This is a genomic window from Arthrobacter sp. MOO21, assembly GCF_057369995.2.
The window spans coordinates 453,848-474,410 of sequence record NZ_CM170671.2; the positions used below are offsets into that span (position 1 = coordinate 453,848).

Annotated in this window: 20 protein-coding genes; 10 read left to right on the forward strand and 10 right to left on the reverse strand. The window is 68.3% G+C overall.

The features are described from left to right. Positions 1-36: 36 nt before the first annotated feature. The 4 genes from mgtA to AC2JAJ_RS02030 form a co-directional block, all read right to left on the reverse strand. A complete protein-coding gene (gene mgtA, locus AC2JAJ_RS02015) occupies positions 37-2,742 on the reverse strand; it encodes a magnesium-translocating P-type ATPase (protein ID WP_501053322.1) in 2,706 nt (901 codons plus the stop codon). Continuing rightward, positions 2,739-3,395, reverse strand: a complete 657-nt coding sequence (locus tag AC2JAJ_RS02020; RefSeq protein ID WP_486414476.1) for a class I SAM-dependent methyltransferase — start codon at positions 3,393-3,395, stop codon at positions 2,739-2,741. The genes mgtA and AC2JAJ_RS02020 overlap by 4 nt, the downstream gene beginning before the upstream one ends. A 14-nt stretch (positions 3,396-3,409) precedes the next feature. Then, positions 3,410-4,090 carry a hypothetical protein gene (locus tag AC2JAJ_RS02025; protein ID WP_486414475.1) on the reverse strand — a complete coding sequence of 227 codons (681 nt, stop codon included), beginning with the start codon at positions 4,088-4,090 and terminating at the stop codon, positions 3,410-3,412. A 109-nt stretch (positions 4,091-4,199) separates the two neighbouring features. Next, on the reverse strand, positions 4,200-4,574 hold the full coding sequence (locus AC2JAJ_RS02030; RefSeq protein WP_486414474.1) for a hypothetical protein: 375 nt from the start codon (positions 4,572-4,574) through the stop codon (positions 4,200-4,202). A gap of 52 nt (positions 4,575-4,626) precedes the next feature. Here AC2JAJ_RS02030 and AC2JAJ_RS02035 point away from each other — a divergent pair, with 52 nt between their 5' ends. Beyond that, a complete protein-coding gene (locus tag AC2JAJ_RS02035) occupies positions 4,627-4,911 on the forward strand; it encodes a hypothetical protein (protein WP_221384240.1) in 285 nt (94 codons plus the stop codon). 83 nt (positions 4,912-4,994) lie between these two features. On the opposite strand, the gene AC2JAJ_RS02040 is transcribed toward AC2JAJ_RS02035, so the two are convergent. Next, the gene (locus AC2JAJ_RS02040) at positions 4,995-6,050 is read right to left on the reverse strand and encodes a 2,3-butanediol dehydrogenase (RefSeq protein WP_486414473.1); all 1,056 of its coding nucleotides are present in this window, start codon (positions 6,048-6,050) and stop codon (positions 4,995-4,997) included. A gap of 21 nt (positions 6,051-6,071) precedes the next feature. Next, positions 6,072-7,862 carry an NAD(P)-binding domain-containing protein gene (locus AC2JAJ_RS02045; protein ID WP_501053323.1) on the reverse strand — a complete coding sequence of 597 codons (1,791 nt, stop codon included), beginning with the start codon at positions 7,860-7,862 and terminating at the stop codon, positions 6,072-6,074. Positions 7,863-8,014: 152 nt separating this feature from the next. Here AC2JAJ_RS02045 and AC2JAJ_RS02050 point away from each other — a divergent pair, with 152 nt between their 5' ends. The 3 genes from AC2JAJ_RS02050 to AC2JAJ_RS02060 all read left to right on the forward strand — a co-directional run bounded on the left by AC2JAJ_RS02050 (position 8,015) and on the right by AC2JAJ_RS02060 (position 11,028). Continuing rightward, positions 8,015-8,263: a hypothetical protein gene (locus AC2JAJ_RS02050; RefSeq protein WP_501053487.1), complete on the forward strand. Its 249-nt coding sequence runs from the start codon at positions 8,015-8,017 to the stop codon at positions 8,261-8,263. A gap of 67 nt (positions 8,264-8,330) precedes the next feature. Continuing rightward, positions 8,331-9,308 carry a GAF domain-containing protein gene (locus AC2JAJ_RS02055; RefSeq protein ID WP_501053470.1) on the forward strand — a complete coding sequence of 326 codons (978 nt, stop codon included), beginning with the start codon at positions 8,331-8,333 and terminating at the stop codon, positions 9,306-9,308. Between the two features lie 130 nt (positions 9,309-9,438). Beyond that, positions 9,439-11,028, forward strand: coding sequence for an alkaline phosphatase D family protein (locus AC2JAJ_RS02060; RefSeq protein WP_501053324.1), 1,590 nt, complete (start codon positions 9,439-9,441; stop codon positions 11,026-11,028). A 118-nt stretch (positions 11,029-11,146) separates the two neighbouring features. Here the strand turns inward: AC2JAJ_RS02060 and AC2JAJ_RS02065 are convergent, their stop codons facing one another. Beyond that, positions 11,147-12,394 carry a S8 family serine peptidase gene (locus tag AC2JAJ_RS02065; RefSeq protein WP_501053325.1) on the reverse strand — a complete coding sequence of 416 codons (1,248 nt, stop codon included), beginning with the start codon at positions 12,392-12,394 and terminating at the stop codon, positions 11,147-11,149. A 187-nt stretch (positions 12,395-12,581) separates the two neighbouring features. On the opposite strand from AC2JAJ_RS02065, the gene AC2JAJ_RS02070 reads away from it, so the two are divergent. Continuing rightward, complete coding sequence (locus tag AC2JAJ_RS02070) at positions 12,582-13,310, forward strand: hemerythrin domain-containing protein (protein ID WP_221384179.1); 729 nt, start codon at positions 12,582-12,584, stop codon at positions 13,308-13,310. Positions 13,311-13,314: 4 nt separating this feature from the next. Here the strand turns inward: AC2JAJ_RS02070 and AC2JAJ_RS02075 are convergent, their stop codons facing one another. Beyond that, complete coding sequence (locus AC2JAJ_RS02075) at positions 13,315-14,313, reverse strand: metallophosphoesterase family protein (protein ID WP_486414470.1); 999 nt, start codon at positions 14,311-14,313, stop codon at positions 13,315-13,317. A gap of 200 nt (positions 14,314-14,513) precedes the next feature. On the opposite strand from AC2JAJ_RS02075, the gene AC2JAJ_RS02080 reads away from it, so the two are divergent. Both AC2JAJ_RS02080 and AC2JAJ_RS02085 read left to right on the forward strand, forming a co-directional pair. Next, a complete protein-coding gene (locus tag AC2JAJ_RS02080; RefSeq protein WP_486414469.1) occupies positions 14,514-15,317 on the forward strand; it encodes an alpha/beta fold hydrolase in 804 nt (267 codons plus the stop codon). Between the two features lie 166 nt (positions 15,318-15,483). Then, positions 15,484-16,845, forward strand: coding sequence for a right-handed parallel beta-helix repeat-containing protein (locus AC2JAJ_RS02085; protein WP_486414468.1), 1,362 nt, complete (start codon positions 15,484-15,486; stop codon positions 16,843-16,845). A 19-nt stretch (positions 16,846-16,864) separates the two neighbouring features. Here AC2JAJ_RS02085 and AC2JAJ_RS02090 read toward each other — a convergent pair whose 3' ends face one another. After that, positions 16,865-17,722 carry a class I SAM-dependent methyltransferase gene (locus tag AC2JAJ_RS02090; RefSeq protein ID WP_501053326.1) on the reverse strand — a complete coding sequence of 286 codons (858 nt, stop codon included), beginning with the start codon at positions 17,720-17,722 and terminating at the stop codon, positions 16,865-16,867. 189 nt (positions 17,723-17,911) lie between these two features. On the opposite strand from AC2JAJ_RS02090, the gene AC2JAJ_RS02095 reads away from it, so the two are divergent. Beyond that, positions 17,912-18,694, forward strand: coding sequence for a GntR family transcriptional regulator (locus tag AC2JAJ_RS02095; protein WP_486414466.1), 783 nt, complete (start codon positions 17,912-17,914; stop codon positions 18,692-18,694). A gap of 29 nt (positions 18,695-18,723) precedes the next feature. On the opposite strand, the gene AC2JAJ_RS02100 is transcribed toward AC2JAJ_RS02095, so the two are convergent. Then, entirely contained in the window at positions 18,724-20,004 is a 1,281-nt protein-coding gene (locus AC2JAJ_RS02100; RefSeq protein ID WP_501053327.1) for a S8 family serine peptidase, read from the reverse strand. 109 nt (positions 20,005-20,113) lie between these two features. Here AC2JAJ_RS02100 and AC2JAJ_RS02105 point away from each other — a divergent pair, with 109 nt between their 5' ends. Continuing rightward, complete coding sequence (locus tag AC2JAJ_RS02105; protein ID WP_486414464.1) at positions 20,114-20,308, forward strand: hypothetical protein; 195 nt, start codon at positions 20,114-20,116, stop codon at positions 20,306-20,308. Between the two features lie 33 nt (positions 20,309-20,341). Then, the gene (locus AC2JAJ_RS02110; RefSeq protein WP_486414463.1) at positions 20,342-20,455 is read left to right on the forward strand and encodes a GNAT family N-acetyltransferase; all 114 of its coding nucleotides are present in this window, start codon (positions 20,342-20,344) and stop codon (positions 20,453-20,455) included. The last annotated feature ends 108 nt before the right edge of the window (positions 20,456-20,563 follow it).

The following is a 20,563-nucleotide window of genomic DNA, read 5'->3' on the forward strand; positions in this document are numbered from 1 at the left end:
CCCCGCCGCCTCTTGCGACCATGCTAGCAACACGCGTCACCGCCTGGCTTGATGATTACGGCGCCGCCGCACCCTGACGCGGTGCGCACCCGACCTGGGCACCCGGACTGCGGTGCTGAAGCGGAACGCGCGGCGGGAGATGTGGTGGGTGGCGTGCCGTCGCTGGACCGGCGGCGGTACCACGGGCACCTTCTGCGCCCCGCGGGTGAAGAACCACTGCTTGGCCAGCTCCACCAGGACCAGGTACACCACCACCATGCCCAGCAGTGCCAGGAAGAACGGCACCGGCAGCGGGTCGAAGCCCAGGACCCCGGCCAGGGGTGAAAGCGGCAGGAACACCCCCAGCGCCACCACGCCCAGCGAGGCTGCGAGAAGTCCGGCAGAGGGCCGGCTGCGCAGGAACGGGACGCGCCGGGTGCGGATGGCGAAGATGATCAGGGTCTGTGTGGCGATGGATTCGATGAACCAGCCTGCACGGAACTCCCCGGGGGCTGCGGTGAACACGAACAGCATCAGGGCGAACGTGGCGAAGTCGAACACCGAGCTGATGGGCCCGAAAAGCAGCATGAACCGGCGGATGAAGGCGATGTTCCAGTGCGAGGGCGCCCGCAGCTGTTCCTTGTCCACGCGGTCTCCCGGGAGGGCGAGCTGCCCGCTGTCGTAGAGCAGGTTGTTCAGCAGGATCTGGCCGGGCAGCATGGGCAGGAAGCTCAGCACCACCGATGCAACAGCAGCGCTGAACATGTTGCCGAAGTTGCTGGATGTGCCCATCAGCACGTACTTGATGGTGTTGGCGAAGATCCGCCGCCCCTCCATCACGCCGTCCGCCAGGACGCCGAGGTCCTTGTCGAGGAGGACGACGTCGGCCGCGTCCTTGGCCACGTCCGTTGCTGTGTCCACGGAGATGCCGATGTCCGCCTTGTGCAGTGCCAGGGCGTCGTTCACGCCATCGCCCATGAAGCCCACCGCGCCGCCGCTCTCCCGCAGGAGGGTGATGATGCGGGCCTTTTGTTCCGGGGAGACGCGGGCGAAGATGGTGGCCGTGCGCGCGGCGGCAGCCAGGTCAGCGTCGGACATTCCCTCCACCTCGGCGCCGGTGAGCGTGCCGCCCGAGACCACGTCCAGGTCCGCGCAGACCTTTTCCGCCACCTTCGCGTTGTCCCCGGTGGCGAGCTTCACGGAAATGCCCAGGGCCTCCAGCCGGTCCAGCGGCTGACGGGCGTTGGCCTTGGGGCGGTCCAGGAACACGAGGAAGCCGGCCAGGGTGAGGTCCCGCTCGTCCGCGGGCACCAGCTGCCCCAGCCCTGCGGCAGGACGGGTGGCCACGGCAACCACCCGGGCGCCGGCGTCGAACTGTCCATCCAGCATGGCCTGCACGGCAGGCGGGGTGGGTCCGCACAAAGCCAGCACGTCCTCGGGTGCTCCCTTTGTGACAACCAGCGCAGGGCCATCCGTTTCCCGGACCAGCACGGTGGTCCGCCGCCGCTGGTGGTCGAAGCCGATCAGGTCGAGCCGCTCGAACCGCGCGGGTTCGAAAGCAGCCGCGCCCGGGCTCTCCCACAGCGCCGCATCCAGCGGGTTCTGCCCGGCAGCCGATACCGTGCCGCCGCTGTAATCCGCCTCGGTGGCCAGCAGGCCCAGGGTGAGCAGGCCGTCGTCGGACATGTCCGGGGAGGCCGGCAGTGCGCCGGTGTAGCTGATCTTCCCCTCGGTAAGCGTGCCGGTCTTGTCCGTGACCAGGATGTCCATGTCCCCCAGGTCCTCGATGCACACCAGCCGCTTCACCAGAACTCTGCGCCGGGCCAGCTGGCGGGTGCCCGTGGCAAGGCTGGTGCTGACGACGGCGGGAAGCAGCTGCGGCGTGATGCCCACCGCGATGGCCAGGGAGAACAGGAGTGATTCCAGCAGTGGGCGCTGCAGCAGCACGTTGGCGATGAAGATCAGCGATGTGAGCACGATGGCCACCTGCAGCAGCAGGAAGGAAAAGCGCTTCAGCCCCAGCTGGAACTCGGTCTGCGGCTGCCGCTCGCCCAGGCCCAGCGCGCTCCGGCCGAACTCTGCACGGCCGCCGGTGGCCACCACCACGCCGCTGCAGCTGCCGGAATGGACCACGGCGCCCATGAAGGCGCAGGAGGCGAGGTCGGCCAGGGCCGCGCCCGCCGGCACGGGAGCAGGGTCCTTGGCGGCGGGCTGGGACTCCCCGGTGAGGATGCTTTCGTCGCACAGGAGGTCGTTGGTGGCCAGGAGGCGGATGTCCGCGGGGATGACGGCGCCCATGGAGAGATGGACGACGTCGCCCGGCACCAGGGCGGTGACGTCCACGTCCCGGGTGGTTCCGCCGCGCTGCACGGCGGCACGGTGGGTGACGCGGGAGTGCAGCGCCTCCGATGCGCGCTCGGCGCGGTATTCGTTGGCGAAGCCGAGGCCCACGCTGGCCAGCAGGATCACGCCGATCACGACCGAGTTGGTGGCGTCGCCCAGGAACAGTGACAGGGCGGCGGTGGCAATCAGGAGGACCAGGATGGGGCTGGCGAACTGGCGGCCCAGCACCGCCCAGGCGTTGGCCCGGTGGGTTCGGACGGCGTTGGGTCCAAGCTGCACCAGGCGGGCTGCGGCTTCGTCCTCTGCCAGGCCCGAGGGTCCGGAACCCAGCCGTTCCAGCGCCTGCCCGGCTGTCAGTGCGGCGGCGTCGGTGATCGCCAGTTGAAGGGAGGCCCGTTCCCGGACGTTCAGGTCTGTCACGCCGGATCCGTCCGGGCTTGTGGGACCGGGCTCGTGGCCGTGCCCAGGATGTGCGCCAGCGGAGGGTTCAGGCGCCCCACGGCAAAGTTGAAGCGGACATTCCCTTCGACAGTGAAACCTGCCGCCGTGATGGCACCGAGGGTGTCGCGGTTGAGGTGGCAGCCGCCCATGAACCGCCCCCACACGGGGGTCAGCAGGTCTTCGGCCCTGGCCAGGAGAGGGCGGTTGGAGCGGACGTGTTCGTAGTAGGCAAGGGTCCCGCCGGGCTTGAGGACACGGCGGATCTCCGCGAGGGCTTCCGCCTGGTTCCTGACGCTGCACAGGACGAGGCTTGCCACCACGGCGTCGGCGCTGCCGGTTTCTGCGGGAATGTGCTCTGCGGCGCCATCAACCACCGTGACAGGGACGCTGGCGGTGGCGGCGTTCTCCTCCGCCACACCCCGCAGGTAGTCATCTGGCTCCACCGCCAGCACGTGCGTGGCGGCGGGCGGGTACAGCGGGAAGGAGGAGCCGGTGCCTGCGCCGATTTCGATGACCGACCCGTGCAGGCCGGCCAGCACGCGGCTGCGGTGCTCAGCGGCCCCGCGGCGGTCCAGCGCACCAACGGCGCGGGCAAAGGCGCGGGCGAAAAGCGGGTGCTGGAGGCGGTCCATCCGTGGCTGCCCGGCTACCCTGGGAAGCCGAAGCAGGGGTGGAAGTCCCCGACGCCGGGACGCGGCATTTCGGCACACGATGATTCCACCTGTTGCAGAATTGCACCCTCATCAGTGCCGGAAGCCGCAAGGGTGTTGACCATAATAGCCACGTGTGCGGAGGCACCCATCCGGGTGATGCCGTCAGTGATGCTGACGGTGCCCTCGCCCGGGTAGTCGAGGTGGACTTCCGAGGTCTCGTGGAAGAGCGGGCCGGTTCCGGTCCAGGCAGCGGCGATGCTGATGGTGACCGGGTTTCCATCCCGGTCGGTGCCGGGAAGGTCGGTGGTGACGGACGCCGCGGTCAGCCGTGGGTCAGCCACCAGTGGTTCAAGGTTCCGGCCATCGGCCTCGAACAGGACCGTGCCGCCTCCCACCGCCGCTGCTGCATCGCCGGATGGATCGGCGCAGATATCGGTGACGCGCAGGAACACTGCGGTGAACCCCTCTTTGTCCACTGCCCCGGGCTGCCCTGCATGCATGGCGACGCTCGAGGAGACATGGATTTCGGTCTTCCGGCAGCCCTCGGTATTGACCAGCCCGGCGGAGCCGCGCGTGGACACGCTGGTGTGACTGGCGTCCTGAGCAGTTCCGGCCGGGGCCGCCGGCACGGCGATGGCGGCTGCCGTGCACAGGCCCGCGAGCACGCGTTTCATGACCACTCCTCATTCCGCCTTCGCCCTATTAAACGCCCCGGCCGGGACGGTCCGGAGGGGCCTTTCGTCCCGGGTTGCGGGGGCCCGGACTTTGAAGGGGCGGGCATTCCTACTTCAGGCTGAGCACCTCGTCGATGGGCCGGTTATTGACGAACACCTGGGCGCTCGTGGCTCCGGAGGCTGCCATGGCGGTGTACTCAAGCTGGGCCTTCGCCCGCGGAATGTCGCAAACGCCGCCAAGCATGAACTGGCCGGACAGCCAGATGGTGATGGTGCTGCCATTCAGCTCGCCGCCGAGGTAGGTGAGGCTCGATTGGTACAGGACGTTGATCAGCCCGGACAGGCCGACGTCCCGGTTCTTGTTGGCGAGCAGGGCGTTGATGCTCGGGCCCACCTGGTCCGTAAACGTGACCGGCGCCGTGGTGGTGGCCACGAGGCTGTCGCCGCAGCCGATCCGGGGCCCGGAAACGCCGTTGTCGTCCACGGCCACGTAGTAGACCGTCAGGGGTGCGGTCTGTTCAGGAAGACCGGTGGGCGTGGGCTCCTGCGTTGCCGGCGGGCTGGCAGGGGCGGACGACGGCGGCGCGGCAGCTGTGGTGGTGGGCACGGCTGAGGTGCCGGGCGGCGAAGTGGGGGCCGGCGTGGTGGTGCCGCCCGCCGTCGTACTGGGGCTGGCGCTGCTGGCCGTCGGACTGGGGGCCGCCGAACTGGTGGTGGGGCCCGGCGACGGCGGGCCGAAGCAGCCGGTAAGCACCATCAGGCCGCTAAGCCCGAGAATGCTGAATGCCGAGATCCTGGCCCTGGCCATGATGCCCCCTTGAATGCGGGCCCGCGGCTGCGGGACCCACATTCAAGCTACGCCCGGGGGTTATTCCAGAACAGGGACTAAAGTCCGAGCAATCCCCTACGGATGCACCAGCACCTTCACCGCGGTGTCCTTGTGGTTGATGAGGGTGTCAAAGCCCTGCTCCACCAGGTCCTCCAAGGCGATCCTGCCCGTGATGAAGGGTTTGAGGTCCACCTTGCCCTCCTGCACCATCCTGATGACGGCCGGGTGGTCGCGGACGTAGGCGATGGTGCCACGCAGGTCGATTTCCTTGAGCACGATCTTCTGCATGTCCAGGGTGGCCGGCGCGCCCCAGATGGACACGTTGACCACCACGGCTCCGGGCCGGACGGCGTCGAGCATGGTGTCCAGCACCGCGTTCACCCCCGCACATTCGAACGCGACGTCCGCCCCGGTGCCGCCGGTCAGTTCACGTACCCGTTCCGGGACGTCCTCCTGGCTGGGATCCAGCACGTGGTCGGCGACGCCGCTGGAGGTGGCCTTCTCCTTGCGGGCCTGGGTGAGCTCGCTGACGATCGTGGTCACGCCCATGCCCTTGAGGACGGCGGCGGTGAGCAGGCCGATCGGGCCGGACCCGCCCACCAGGGCCACGTCCCCTTCCTTGACGCCGCTGCGCGCCACCGCGTGGTGGGCCACGGACAGCGGCTCTATCAGCGCAGCCTCGTCCAGCGGGATGCTGCCGACCGGGTGGACCCAGCGCTGGTCCACCACAATCTTCTCGCTCAGCCCTCCCCCGCCGCCGGAGAGCCCGATGAAGCCCATCTGCCGGCACAGGTGGTAGCTGCCCGCCTGGCACATGTCGCAGTCGCCGTCAACGAAATAGGGTTCGACGACGACGTTGTCACCCACTTTCAGCCCCTCCACGCCTTCGCCGACGTCAGAGACGGTCCCGGAGAATTCGTGCCCCAGGGTCACCGGCGATTCCTCGTGCGACAGCGGGTGCGGATGGCCCGGCGCGGGACAGAAGATGGGCCCCTCCAGGTACTCGTGCAGGTCGGTGCCGCAGATGCCGCACCAAGCGACGTCGATCGTGACGGCCCCCGCCCGGAGCTCCGGCTCGGGGATGTCCTCGATCCGGATGTCCTTGCGGGCGTGGAAGCGTGCTGCCTTCATGATGGTCCTCCTCGGACAGGTTCAGCGGGTGTGGTGGCTGGGCTGCAGGTCGTAGACGGGGGTGTCGAGTCCTTCCATCCGGGCCTTCAGCTGCAGCGCCAGGTAGGCGGAGTAGTGCCGGCTCTGGTGCAGGTTGCCGCCGTGGATCCAGAGGTTGGGCACGTTGGTGGGCTTCCACATATTGCGCAGCTCTCCCTCCCACGGACCAGGGTCTTTTGGCGTGTCTGAGCCATATCCCCAGCACTTGCCCACCCGGTCCGCGATGTCGGGCGAGACCAGGTCCGCCAGCCACCCGTTCATCGAGCCGTAGCCGGTGGCGTACACAATGAGGTCCGCCTCCAGCTCGGTGCCGTCGTCCATGACCACGGCGTTGCCGGTGATCTTGGCGACCTGCCCGGACTTCAGCTTCACCCGGCCGTCGATGATCAGCTGGGAGGCGCCGACGTCGATGTAGTAGCCCGAGCCGCGCCGCAGGTACTTCACGAACAGGCCGGAGCCGTCCACGCCGAAGTCCAGGTCGAACCCGGCGGCCTCCAGCTGCGAGTAGAACTCCGCATCCCGCTTGGCCATCTCCTGGTACACCGGCACCTGGGCCTCCGGGAGGATGCGCATGGGCAGCGAGGCGAACAGCAGATCGGCCTTTTCGGTGGTCACCCCGGCTGCGAGCGCCCGCTCCGAGTACAGGTCCCCCAGGGCCAGGTCCATGAGGGACTCGCTGCGGGCGATGTGGGTGGAGGAGCGCTGGACCATGGTGACGTCGGCGCCGTGCTCCCAGAGGTCGGCACAGATGTCGTGGGCCGAGTTGTTCGAGCCGATCACCACAGCCTTTTTTCCCGCCCAGTCCCCGCCGCCGGGGTGCTGGGAGGAGTGCCGCTGCTCCCCCAGGAAGGTCTCCGCGCCGTCGAACTTCGGGATGTTCGGGTAGCCGGAAACGCCCAGGGCGAAGACGAGCTGCTTGGGCCGGAGGGTCACCGGTTCGCCGTTGCGAAGGACGTTGACCGCCCATTCCTGCGTGCCGTCGTCGTACGCCGCCTTGACGCACTCGGTGCCGGACCAGTAGTTCAGCTCCATGATGCGCGTGTAGTGCTCCAGCCAGTCGCCAATCTTGTCCTTGGCGGCAAAGACGGGCCAGTCATCGGGGAATTTCAGGTAGGGCAGGTGGTCATACCAGACGGGATCGTGCAGGTGCAGCGACTTGTAGCGGTTGCGCCAGGAGTCGCCGGGGTTCTGGTTTTTCTCGACGATGATGGTGGGCACGCCCAGCCGCTTCAGCCTGGCAGCGAGGCCGATGCCGCCCTGGCCGCCGCCGATGATCAGGCAGTAGGGCTGTTCCCCGTAGCCGAGCCGGGCTTCCTGCTCTTCCTTCAGCTCCTTCCAGGACCGGCGCCCGCGGATGATCTCGTGCGCCACGCCCTGCTCGCGGCGCGGGCCTTTCTTCTCCTCGAAGCCCTTCAGCTCCTGCATGGTGGTCAGCAGCGTCCAGCATTTGCCGTTCCGCAGGCGCAGGTGGCCGTAGCCCCGGGCGGCGCCGGTTTCGAACGTGAGCCAGGCTTCCACGTTGTCCGCGTCCCCGGTGGCGTCCTCGGCGAGCGCCCAGTTCGCCGGCTGGACGCGGTCCAGCGTTGCTTCGAGCATGCGCCGGATGTCCGCCTTGCCTTCGAGGGTCTTGAGGTTCCAGGTGAACGCCACGAAGTCCCGCCAGTAGCTTTCGTCCTCGAAAAGCTCCAGGGCTGCGTCCACGTCGCGCCGCTGCAGCGCGTCATCCAGGCCGGCAAGCCAGGCCTGCGCGGCGGCGGTAGGTGTTGGGGTCATCTCCACTCCTTTGTGCTGTTCCATGGGCTCCATCCGCCGTGCGGCCTGCGGTATGCTGGGGCGGACGTGAGCTGCATCACCATTGGAGCGCGGCGGGGGTAACAGCGGCGTTACACGGATCCGGCAAGGGCGCCGGCTGCGAGGAGGGATGAGTGGACTACGGCCTGAGGTTCTCTGACCCGGCGTCGTATGCGCGGACGTTGCGGCGCGCGCACGAGCTTGTCATTTCCGGTGTGCCGCGGCCCGAAATCCCAGCCCGCCTTGCTGATTCGTGGCGCCGGTCCATGGCCCTGGGCATCAGCCCCGACCAGCACAGCCCGCGGCACCTGCACGACGTCTCCGAGGTGCTGGAACTTCGCCGGGAGCACCGGCTCCAGCGGGTCATGCCAGGCACTCCATGACCTCCTGGCTGATGACTCGCGCTCCGGCCGGCACCTGCTGGTACTCACCGATGCTGGCGGCGAGGTCCTGTGGCGGGTGGGCAGCCCGGCCGTGCTGCGCCGGGCCGACCATCTGGAGTTCCTGGAAGGCGCGGACTGGTCCGAGGCCGGGATCGGCACCAATGCCATCAGCGAGGCGCTGGTTACCGGCGGACCCGTCCAGCTGTTCTCCGCCGAACACCTGGTCCGAACACACCATGAGTGGGCGTGCACGGCGGCGCCCATCACGGACCCGGCCACCGGACGGGTGCTCGGCGTGCTGGACGTCTCAGGCCCGCTCGACACGCTCAGCGCGGACACCCTGCGGATGGTGCGGTGCGCCGTGCGGGTGGCGGAGGCTTTGCTGGGAACGCCCGACGGCGGAACCTCCTTGGGTGCCGTTCCACCTGCAAGTGCGTCCCGCCGGCCCGCTTCCCATGCTGCCCGGCCTGCGGCTGCCGTGAAGTCGCTGGAGCTTTTGGGCGATAAGCCGGCCGTGGTCTTTGCGGACGGGAGCCGCGCCCCGCTGACGCTGCGCCGGGCGGAAATCCTGGCGCTGCTCGATTCGCGGTCCCAGGGGTGGCCGGCGGAGGAACTGGCGTATGAGCTGCACGGTGATGCCGGGACGCCGCAGGCCATCCGGACCGAGATGTTCCGGGTCCGCTCAATGCTGGGTGATGCGGTGGAGTCCAACCCCTACCGGCTCGCCGCGGGGCTGGCCGGCCGGTCCGACTCGGGGCAGGTGCTGCGGCTGCTGCGCGAGGGCGTGGTTGCCGAAGCGCTCGAGGCCTACCGCGCTCCCCTGCTCAGCCGGTCCGGAGCCCTCGCGGTCCAGCTGCTCCGCGACCAGCTGGACATGGCGGTGGGATCTGCCGTGCGCTCCAGCAGCGATCCCGGCCTCCTGGTGCGCTGGCTGTCCACGGACATGGGGGCGGGGGATCCGCTTGCCGTCGAGGCGCTGGGCCGGCTGGTGGGCCGCAACGATCCGCGCTACCTGGCGTTCCGGGCTGCCTGTACAGTCGGTTAACCCGGCCCCGGTGGTTAACCTGCACGCCGGGACACAGGCGGAAGCGTGTCGACAAGCCTTGTCACACCGTTAACCGGTCATTCACATCCTCCTCAAAACCTGTACAACGCCTGAAAATACGTTGGGAGCCATGGACAACATCTCCCGCAGAACCCTTATCTCCGCCGGCCTCGGGGCCGGCCTTGTCGCCGCACTGCCGAATGCCGCCGTCGCCGTTTCCACCGCGGACGATGCGGGCCTGCGCAGCGATCCCTTCATGCTCGGCATCGCGTCGGGCGAGCCGTGGCCGGACGGTTTCGTCCTGTGGACCCGCCTGGCGCTCAACCCGGTGGCGGAGGACGGGCTCGGCGGAATGCCGTCGCGGCCGGTGGCCGTGCAGTGGGAGGTGGCCGAGGACCAGGGCATGCGCAACGTGGTGGCCCGCGGCGTGGAGCAGGCCCGTCCTGAAGCCGCCCACTCCGTGCACGTGGAACTGCGCGGGCTGAAGGCCGGCCGCGAGTACTACTACCGCTTCCGCGCCGGAAAGCACCTCAGCCCGGTGGGCCGCACCCTGACCAGCCCGGCGCTGCACGAGATGCCCGCCGCCCTGGCCATGGCGTTCGCCAGCTGCGCCCAGTACGAACACGGCTACTTCACCTCCTACCGCCGCCTGGCCGAGGACCACCCTGACCTGGTCCTGCACCTCGGCGACTACCTGTACGAGTACAAGAAGGGCAGCTACGTGATCGGCGGCGGGAACCCGCGCGACCACGAGGGCCCCGAGACCGTCACGCTCGGGACCTACCGGCAGCGGCACGCGCAGTACAAGGCCGACGCCGACCTGCAGGCTGCGCACGCGATCGCACCGTGGGCAGTGGTCTGGGACGACCACGAGGTGGACAACAACTGGGCGGACGACGTCCCGGAAAACCAGGATCCCGCCCAGCTCAACGACAGCGTGGAGCACTTCCGGCAGCGCCGCGCCGCCGCGTTCCAGGCGTACTACGAGAACATGCCGCTGCGCCCGTCGTCCCTGCCGGCCGGCCCGGACATGAAGATCTACCGCAGGATCCAGTGGGGCCAGCTGGCAAACTTCCACATGATGGACACCCGCCAGTACCGGGACGACCAGCTCGCAGGCGACGGCTGGAAGAAGAACGTGGCGGAGCGGCTCGCGGAGGACCGGACCATCACGGGTGCGGAGCAGGAGAAGTGGTTGCTGGACGGCTTCCGGAACTCCACCCAGCGGTGGGACATCCTGGGCCAGCAGGTCTTCTTCGCCGAGCGCGACCGCAACAAGGCACCGGACATCGACGACGTTTCCATGGACGGCTGGGACGGCTACGCCGCCTCCCGCCGGCGGATCACCCAGGGCTGGCTGGACGCGAAGGTGCGCAACGCCGTCGTGCTCACCGGCGACGTGCACCGGAACTGGGCCAACGACCTGAAGGTGGACTACAAGGACCCGGCCTCACCGGTGGTGGGCTCGGAGCTGGTGTGCACGTCCGTCACGTCCACCGGCAACGGCACCGGCTCCACCACGGACGCCACCATGGCTTGGAACCCGCACCTGAAGTTCTACAACGACAACCGCGGCTACGTGAACACCCGCATCACCAAGGACGCGATGACCGCCGACTTCCGCGTCGTGGACCACGTGACGACGCCGGGGGCTCCAGTGTCCACGAAGGCCTCCTTCGAGATCCGCGACGGCGTCCCGGGGCTGCAGGCGCGGGCCTGACCTTCCACGCTGACGCGTTTGCGTGACTTTTAGGCCCTGTAGCGGCACCGGCCCCCGATTTTGCACGGGTTTCGGCTCCGGCCCCGCCCATAAGTCACGCAAACGCGTGCGGCAGGGATTACTTGACGGCGTTGGCGGCGTTCACCCGGCCGTGCGCCCAGTACGTTTCGGTGCCGGGCTTGATCTCGCCCGAAGCCTCAACGTTGCTGCGCACTGACTTGTTCGTGGCATTGGCGTGGGCGCTCCAGGCAAGGGCGGCCACGCCGGCAACGATGGCCGAGGACATCGAGCTTCCGTTCCCCACGTCGTACCCCAGGGCGCGGTGGTTCTGCGAGGCCAGGACAAACGGGTGGTTCGGGAAGGTGGAAAAGACGTTCACGCCGGGGGCCGCGATGTCCACCCAGCTGGAGCCATAGGTGGAGAACGACGCCTTCGCATCGTTGTTGTCGGTGGCGCCGACGGCGATGACATTCGTGTACGCGCCCGGGTAGATCTTGGCCTGGTTGCCGCCGTTGCCGGCAGCGGCCACCAGCACCACGCCCTTGTTCCACGCGTTGGTGACGGCCGCTTCAAGAGTGCGGGATGCCCGGACGCCGAGGCTCATGTTGATCACCTTCGCACCGTTGCTGACGGCCCAGTCGATGCCGCTGGCAAGGCCGGAGCTGGAGCCCACGCCGCTGTCGTTCAGGACTTTGCCGGCCAGGATGGTGCAGCCCGGGCAGACCCCGGCCACCCCGATGCTGTTGTCCGTGCTGGCGGCAACGCTGCCGGCCACGTGCGTGCCGTGGCCGTAGTCGTCCTCATTGGTTGACGCGCTGCTGAAGTTGGCGCGGGCCACGACCTTGGGGGTGATGTCCGGGTTGTCGGTGGCGACGCCGGAATCCAGCACGGCAACTTTGATGCCGCCGCCGGTGGTGATGTTCCAGGCCTCGACGGCGTCCACATCGGCGTCCTTGGTGCCGCCGGCCACGGTTATCGGGTAGTCGGGGTTGTTGTTGGTGAACGACTGGCCGTCGTTCTGCAATGCATACTGCCTGGGGAAGAACTCGTCGGTGCTGGCCGCGCCGACGGCCTCGTCCGGTTCGGCGTACTCAACGGCCGGATTCCGGGTCAGGGCCTCGATGAGCTGGAGTTCCTTTCCCGCGGGGACGGCGACCACGTGGGCGCCGCTGCTCCCGATCCCGGGACCTTGGCTGAGGCCGTGCCGGCCCAGCACGGCGGACGCCGCGCCACCGTCGCGGAACTTCACGATGATCTGCCCGGGGACGGCGGAAGAATCCGCCGCGGCGGTGCCCGGGGTTGCGAAGGTGATGGCTCCAAAGCCCATGACTGCTGCCGTGAGACCGGCGATGAAGAGTCTTCTCATGGAGGCTATCTTTGCGCCCACCCACGTCGGCTGGATAGGGGGAAAAGCCCCTGGTGTTGGTGCCGTGCGCACCCCGGGTCATGTGCCGCCGTCGTACTCCTGCCTGCCCATTGTGCGCCCTGGCGCCCGGGGCTACGATGCTCGCGGGGAGAGGTCCTGGTTTCGCGAGACCGATAGGGGCCCCATCATGACCGCCGATTTCTTCACCATGCAGCCCGGCGAGACCGCAGCACCATTGCCGCCGGGACCCGTCCTGTGTACCGGGACGGCGGCCATGAGGCGTATCCACCGCTTCTTCCTGTGGGCCTACGGCGAGGCACCCGGCCTGGTCCGCTCGGTGCGGGCGGGCGACACGGAACGGGCCGCGTATGTGGGGGAAGTGCTGGGGAACTTCGACAAGGTGCTCCATATCCACCACGAGGGCGAGGACCTGCTGATGTACCCGCAGCTGAAGGAGCGGGCACCAGCCTGTGCGCTGCACGTGGGGCTGATGCTCGAGCAGCACCGGCAGGTGACCCAGCGGCTGGACGCCATCGGGCCCGTCCGCCTGCGCTGGATGGAGACGGCGGACGAGGAGACGGCGGCGGAGTTGGCCGCACTCTACGAGGACCTGTCGGCGCTCCTTAACGTGCACCTGCGCCGCGAGGTCACCGAGGTGATGCCCGCCGTGGACCGGGTGCTGACGGAGAAGGAAGCCGCCGCGGTGGGCCAGCACGGGATCAAGCAGTTCGACAAGAAGTTCATGGTCAGCTACCTCGGCATGGTGCTGTCCACCAATCCTCCGGCAGACCGGGCGGAACTGTTCAAGGAGATCCCGCCACCCGTCCGGCTCGCCTACCGCCTGGTGGGCCGGCGCATGTACCGGAAGCAGTATTCGATGCTCTTCCCGGGACGGCCGGTGCCCGAGACGCTGTAGGGCTTTACGGACCCGGGCGCGTGCCCGAGTCCGTGCTCGTTCCCGACGTCGGCACGAAGTTCCAGTCGAAGGAACCGTCGGGGTGCAGTGTCAGCCGCAGGAACCCGTGGGTGTCGCTGAACCGCTTTTCGATGTACGGCGGGTTGCTGGTGAACGGCCGCAGGCCAATGCCTCCGGTGGAAACCTGGAACGCCGTCATCCCGTCGCCGACGCACTGGTCCGCGTTGTCCACCGGGCAGGACCGTTCGTAGTTGTGCTGGGACCCGGACAGGGTGAGGCGGACGCGGTGCTTCCACATCACGTCGATCCAGGGCTTGTGCTCCGTGGCCCGGCCGTGTTGGTCCGTGTCCGAGGTGAAGTAGGGCTCGTGGTAGACAACGGCGAGATACTTGCCTTCCGCCTGCGCGGCAGTGAGGTCCTTGTCCAGCCACCCCGCCAAAGCCCAGGCCCCGCCGGGGTCATACGTCCAGTACGCGGACGAGAGGAACACGAAATGCCATTTCCCGAAATCCTTTGAGTACGGTTGGGCGTTGCCAATGAACCCCCGCTGCTGGTTGATCGCCGCCTTGTCCGGGGCTCCCGGGCACTGGCCGTTCATGAAGTCGTCCAGGTCTTCGTTGCGGCCCGGTTTCCAGTCGTGGTTGGGGCTGGACACCCAGTACAACTTGCCCTTCGTGCCGCCCCACAGCTTCGTCCAGTACTTCACGTAGTCGTCGCAGCGCGGTTCAGCGTACTGGAAGTCCCCGAGCCCCAGGAACGCGTCGATTTCGTTGTTCTGGACCAGCTGGGAGATGGCCGCACCGTTGCGGCCGGAGGGGCTGTCCCGGCGGGAGGTCCTGACGCCGTTCATGTCACCCACAGCGGCGATCCGGACATCACCCTGCGGGGTGGGCGCGGGCGGATCCCCGGTACTGCAGCCTGCAAGGGAGGCGGCCAGGAGAACCGCGGCGGCGCCGGCGGCCGTTCCCCGGAAGCGGCCGGGACGTGGGAGTGCAGACCGCATCCGGATTCCCCCTTTCGAGAAGCCGGACGGCAGCCGGCTTGCGGATGACACGACGCTCCCCAGCCCTTCGATAGTCGTAAGGGCGGGGACGGGTGTCAAGGGCCGCAGGCCTGAGGGGCCCGTGGCGCCCTACCGCAGGCCCTGTGGCGGGCGGCCAACTCCCCATTGTGCGCCGCCGGCACGGGCGTATGGTTTCTTGCATGGAACCGATTCGGGCCCTCTTGCTTCCTGGTTCAGTAGTCCCTGCGGAGATCGCCTACGCGCCCCTGATTGAGGCCCTCGGCCCGGACGTGCAGGCCGTGGCCAAGGAACTGGAACTGTACAAGGGCGATGAACCGCCTGAGGACTGGAACCTGGACACGGAGGTCAACGGTGTCCTCCGCGAAGCCGATGCGCTGGGGTGGCAGACGTTCCACCTGCTGGGCTATTCCGGCGGGGGCGCCGCGGCGCTGGCTTTCACGGCCACACACCCGGAACGGCTGCAGAGCCTGGCCCTGGTGGAGCCGGCGTGGGCCGGGCGCTGGGACTGGAGCCCCGCCTACGCGGAACACTGGAAGAAGTACGGGGAGCTGGAGGGGCTGCCCCCTGAGCAGTTCATGCCCGCCTTCATGAAGCTGCAGGTGAGGTCCGACGTCGTCCTTCCGCCTCAGCCTGATGGTCCCCCGCCGCCGTGGATGGCCAAGCGGCCCGCCGGAATCAGGGCCTTCATGCAGACCTTCAACAACTACGACCTCGACAGGTCACGGCTGGCCGCTTTCAGCAGGCCCGTGTTCTTTGCCCTTGGCGGGCTGAGCCATCCGGACGACTTCGGCGAGGTTGCAGCCCGGCTGGCCCGGGTCTTCTTTCCCGACTTCCATCTGGAAGTCTTCCCCCGGCGGCACCATTTCGATCCCCCTCACCGGGCGGAGCCGAAGCGGCTGGCGGAGGGGCTCCGCAGGCACTGGGCAGCGGCGGAAGGACGACCGGAGGGGCAACACCTGGCGTCCGGCACCGGTGCCCGCTGAACCCCGCACCGGCCCGCCCGGGTGCGGGCCGCCGTCGTACGCCCCGCCCGGTATTACCTCCATTAACACGGCGCCAGGCGCCCAAGTCGCCGCCCACATAACAGTTCGACTACAATCTATGGATGCCCTTCTCCAATAACCTTCGCATCGCCATGCCCGGGACGCCATGTTGCTAGGGCGACGGACATTCCTGGAGCTGATCGGGGCAGCGGCCATCACTGCCGGCATCCCCAGCATGATTGCACGGGGCCCGGATCCCTCGCCGGCGCCCGGCGCCGCCCCTGTTGCTGCCCCGGCGTCCTTCGCGGCGGACCCGAACGCGCGGTATGTGAGCAGCATCGGGAACGACGCCAACCCGGGCACGAAGGCGGCACCCTGGCAGTCGCTGGCACGGGTCCGGGCGGCACTTGACGCCGGCGAAGTGGGGCGCGGGGATGCGGTCCTGCTGCGCCGCGGCGACGTCTTCCCGGGCGCGCTCCAGATCCCGGCGGTGAAGGGCACTTCCGGAGTGTTTACCCTCGGTGCGTACGGCACGGGCGAACTGCCGCAGATCAACGGCTACAAGGTCAGCAACGATGCGTGGGCACTGCACAGTCCCGGCGTTTGGAAGCTCAACCTGCGGCCCGGGTCCGGGCAGTTCAGCGGCAACACGGCCGGAACGTCAACCAACGTAGGCTTCCTGAAGGCCGGGGGCGCCATCCACGGCTGGAAGCGGTGGAGCCTGGCCGAGCTGGCGCAGGACTGGGACTTCTACAGCGACGACACCTTCGTATACGTAAAGCTCGGCACCTCCCCGGGCGCCGGCGTCGGGATTGCCGTCAAGCAGCAGGGCTTCCGGCCGTCCTCCAACACCGCCGCCTCGGACCTGCACATCCTGGGCCACGGCGGGCACGGTGTCGGGATCTACGGCACCCGGAACGCGGAGGTCACCGGCTGCCTGATCGAGGAGATCGGCGGGTCCCAGCTGACCAAGACCACCCGGTACGGGAACGGCGTTGAGATCTGGATTGGCTGCGCGAACGTGCTGGTCCAGGGCAACACGATCCGGCAGACCTACGACACGGGCACCACGATGCAGGGCAGCGTCGAGGGAAACAACGTTGCGTGGACGGACTGCCGGTTCGTGGGCAACACCATCGAGAACTGCAACCAGAGCCTTGAGGTCTGGTCCCGGGGAATGCCGGCCGCCGGGACGGGACACATCCGGTGCGCCTTCACCGACAACGACTGCCGCGACGCCGGCATCTCCTGGGCCGCGAACATCCGGCCGGACCAGGCAGGCATGGGCACGCACCTGCTGACCTACGACATGCAGCTGCCGTGCGACATCGAGATCGCCCGGAACCAGTTCATCGGCGCCAAGGACAACTTCGTGCGGGCCAGTGGCGACCGGCAGATCCCCGCAGGCATCAAGACCCACAGCAACACCATCGAGCTGGCCAGTGGTCAGAAGATTGCCTACCAGAATCCCGAAACCATCGAGCAACTCGATGCGTGGCGGGCGCGTACCGGCGCTGGACAGGGATAGCGCAGTTCAGTTCCGCAGTTCAGTTCCCGGGGCGCCCGCCGCGTAGCGCCCCGTTCTCCCCTGCCTTCGAGAAGGTGAAGATGCCGTACCGCATCGCACCGGTGCGGTACGCCAGGATGAGGCGGGGAATGCCCAGGAAGGCGTTGCGGTCGCGTGCGCCGAGGGCGAGGCGGCGGGTCTGTCGATCAAAGAGCAGGGCCTTGATGAGCCGGCCGGCGCAGATCGGCCAGGTGCGGGCGACGCGGCGGCTGACATCCTCATACCCGGTGACCGCAAAGCCCGCCGCCACTGCCATTGCCTCATACTCCTGGCGGGTGCCCATCGAGGGCAGGCGCCCTTCGCGGCAGATGGGCTTGAGCAGGTGGCGGACCTTCCACCCCCTGGCATCGGTCCCGGCGAGCCAGGCACATACGACCAACCGGCCGCCGGGAGTGAGCACGCGGTGCGCCTCGGCAAAGAACGCCTGTTTATCAGCCATGTGCTCGCTTGACTCAATCGCCCAGGCCGCATTGGCCGAGGCATCGGGCAGCCCGTTGAAGAGCCAGTCACGGACCTGGATGTCGACGTCGGGCATTGGATGCGCGGCGGCGTACTGACCCTGCTCAGTGGAAACCGTGAAACCGGTGACGCGGACGCCACGCGTGGCCGCGAGCCGTCTTGCGGTGGAGCCGTAGCCGCAGCCGATGTCCACGCACGCCTGCCCAGGCGTGAGGTTCAGCCGGTCGCCCACGGCGTCCACCAGCGCCTCGACGGCCTCGCCGGGAGTCTCGCGACCCGTGGTCCACAGCCCGTGATGGACATGCTCGCCCCATACCCGGCGATAAATGGGATCGAGCTCGTCGTAGTGGTCCGCGACACCAGCCGCATCCTGAGCCATATCGGGGACGATCACGCAATGACACTACAACCGGGCTCCATACCGCCGGAAGGGTCAGCGGCGGGAAGGGCAGCGTGAAGGAGGACCCCTGCTGTAAATCCATCCCGGCCTGTTACTTGTCCAACAAACGGGTGCAACGTGTTCTAGTCTGGAATCCCCTGAGAAACCAACCACAGAGCGAGGCTAAACGTGCACCAGGACGCCGCCCGGTTCCTGTCCCGGCCGGTGGCCGCCCAGCCCGGCTCGCCACTGCGCGTGGCGGTGTATTCGCGCATCGCCGAGGCCGTCCGCAACGGCCTCCTCACCCCCGGCTCCATGATCCCCACCGAGACCGAACTCGGCACGGACATGAAAGTCAGCCGTACGGTGGTCCGCGAAGCCCTCATGCTCCTCGAGGAAGATGGGCTCATCAGGGCGCGGCGCGGCGTGGGGCGTTTCGTCTCGGACACGCTCCCCCGTATCGGCATCGAGCGCATCCAGCCGTTCGAGGACGTCCTCGCCGGCCCCGGCCAGACGCTCGAGGTCAAGCGCGCCCAGGTGGTCCGGCAGGCCGCCTCCGAGTTCGTCGCCCCCGGCATCGGCGTCGAGCCAGGCACCGACTGCTGGCTCTGGGAATCCGTCCTCATCCGCGATGGCGAGGCCATCGCCCACCTGCAGGAGAACGTCACCGCCCAGCCGGTCAGCGTCGGCAAGGGCACCGCCGCGCCCCTCGAGATAGAGGACGACGGCGCCACCACCCTGCTTGCCGCGCTCAACAACCAGCTGGGCAGGTTAGCGGGACCGGGCGAGTGCCAGATCAGCCTCAGCCAGGTGGGGCCCAGCCGGGCGAAGCTGCTGAACCTCCGCCCCTCGGACCCGGTACTGGTCCTGACCCAGTACGTCCGGCACGCGAACCGGCCCTTCTACCTGGCCAAATGCCTGGTCTCGGCCCGGGCCGGGCATCTTTCGGTAATGCAGCAGTTCCAGTCCTGACGCAGCAGTTCCAGTCCTGACAGAGGCCCTTAGGGCGCAAGGCACCCCACCGCCCGGCACGCGTTCACCCGCCCGTGGGCCCAGTAGCTCCCCGTCCCGGCGATGGGATCAGCAGTGGATTCCACCTTGGCACGGACGGCGGTGTTGGACGTGCCGGCGGACGTGCTCCACACAAGCGCGGCGGTCCCGGCGACGGCCGGTGATGCCATCGAGGTGCCGCTGAGGATGTCGTAGCCCTCCGAGCGGTTGTTCTGCGTTTCCAAGGCGAACACGTGGTTGGGGAAGGTTGAGTACACGCTGACTCCCGGCGCCGCGATGTCAACCCATTTGCCGTACGTGGAAAAGGACGCCTTGGCGTCGTTGTTGTCGGTCGCGGCCACGGCGATGACGTTCGGGTAGGCGCCGGGGTAGACCTGGGCCTGGGTCCCGCCGTTGCCGGCCGCGGCCACAATCACTACACCCTGTTTCCAGGCGTTGTTGACGGCGGCCTCGAGGGTGCGTGAGGACACACGCTGCCCCAGGCTCATGTTGATCACCTTCGCGTTGTGGGTGGCCGCCCAGTCGATGCCCTTGGCGATGGCCGAGCTGGAGCCGGACCCGGTGTCGTTGAGCACCTTGACGTCCAGGATGCTGCAGCTGGGGCAAACACCCGCAACGCCGATTGAGTTATCGGCGATCGCGGCCACGATGCCTGCCACGTGCGTGCCGTGGCCGTACCTGTCGTAATCATCGGGGCCAACGATCGTCGTGTCGCTGAAGTTCACGCGGCCGGCAACCTGTGGGGAGATGTCAGGGTTGTCAGCGGCCACGCCCGAATCGATGATGGCTACCCTCGTACCGCCGCCCGTGGTGACACCCCATGCCTCGACTGCGTCCACGTCGGCGTCATCCTTGCCCGCTGCAACCGTGACCGTGCCGGCGGTGTTCGTGAACGATTGCTTGACGTTCCGCAGCGCGTACTGGCTTCCGAAGTACTGGTCGTTGCTGGCGGCGGTGACCAGCTGGTCCGGTTCGGCGTACTCAACCACCGGGTTCCGGCTTAACGCCTCGATGAGCTTGAGCTCCTTGCCGTCGGGCACTGTAATGAGGTGCGCGCCGGTGCTGCCAATCGGCGGCCCGTCGCTGAGGCCGTGCTGGCGGAGGGCAGCGGCCGCTGCGCGGTCGTCGCGGAACTTGACCATGATGTGGCCGGGGACGGGGGACGGCGATGCGGGGGTTGACTCGACGGCTGCGTTGCCCGGAACGGCGGTCGTGACGGCGCCGAGCACCATCACGACCGCTGCGAGACCTGCCGGAACTATTCTTTTCATGCGGTTATCTTGCGCCCCACGAGTAACAGCTGGATAGGGCTGGCCTCACCCCTGTGGGTTTCCGCCAGCTCGGGCGACGGCACCCCGCACACGCTTCGCGCGCTTCCTCGTGACTGTGGTGTTCCGGCGGGCGGTGCCGGCGGACTTCCCGGAGGTCCGGCGCGTCACCCGCGGCGCCTACTTGCGGGCCGGGCACTTCGCCGCCGACCACCCGCACATGGGCGTGCTCGATGACGTGGCGCACCGCGCCGACATGCGCAGGTGTGGGTGGCGGAGGCTGCCGGCACCGTGGCGGCCGCGGTGACGTTGACGTTCGCAGACCCAGCCATACACGGAGGTGGCGCAGGACGGCCAGCTGGAGTTCCGGATGCTGGCCGTGGACCCCTCGGTCCAGGGCAGCGGCGTGGGCCGGGCGGTGGTACGGGAGATTGTGGAGCATGCCCGGGGTTGAGTCGATCAGCATCACCAGCGCCACGTTCATGGAGCGGGCCCACCGCCTCTGTGAGTCATTCGGCTTCCGCCGCCCGCCGGAGCGGGACTGGTACGTTCGACGGCACGC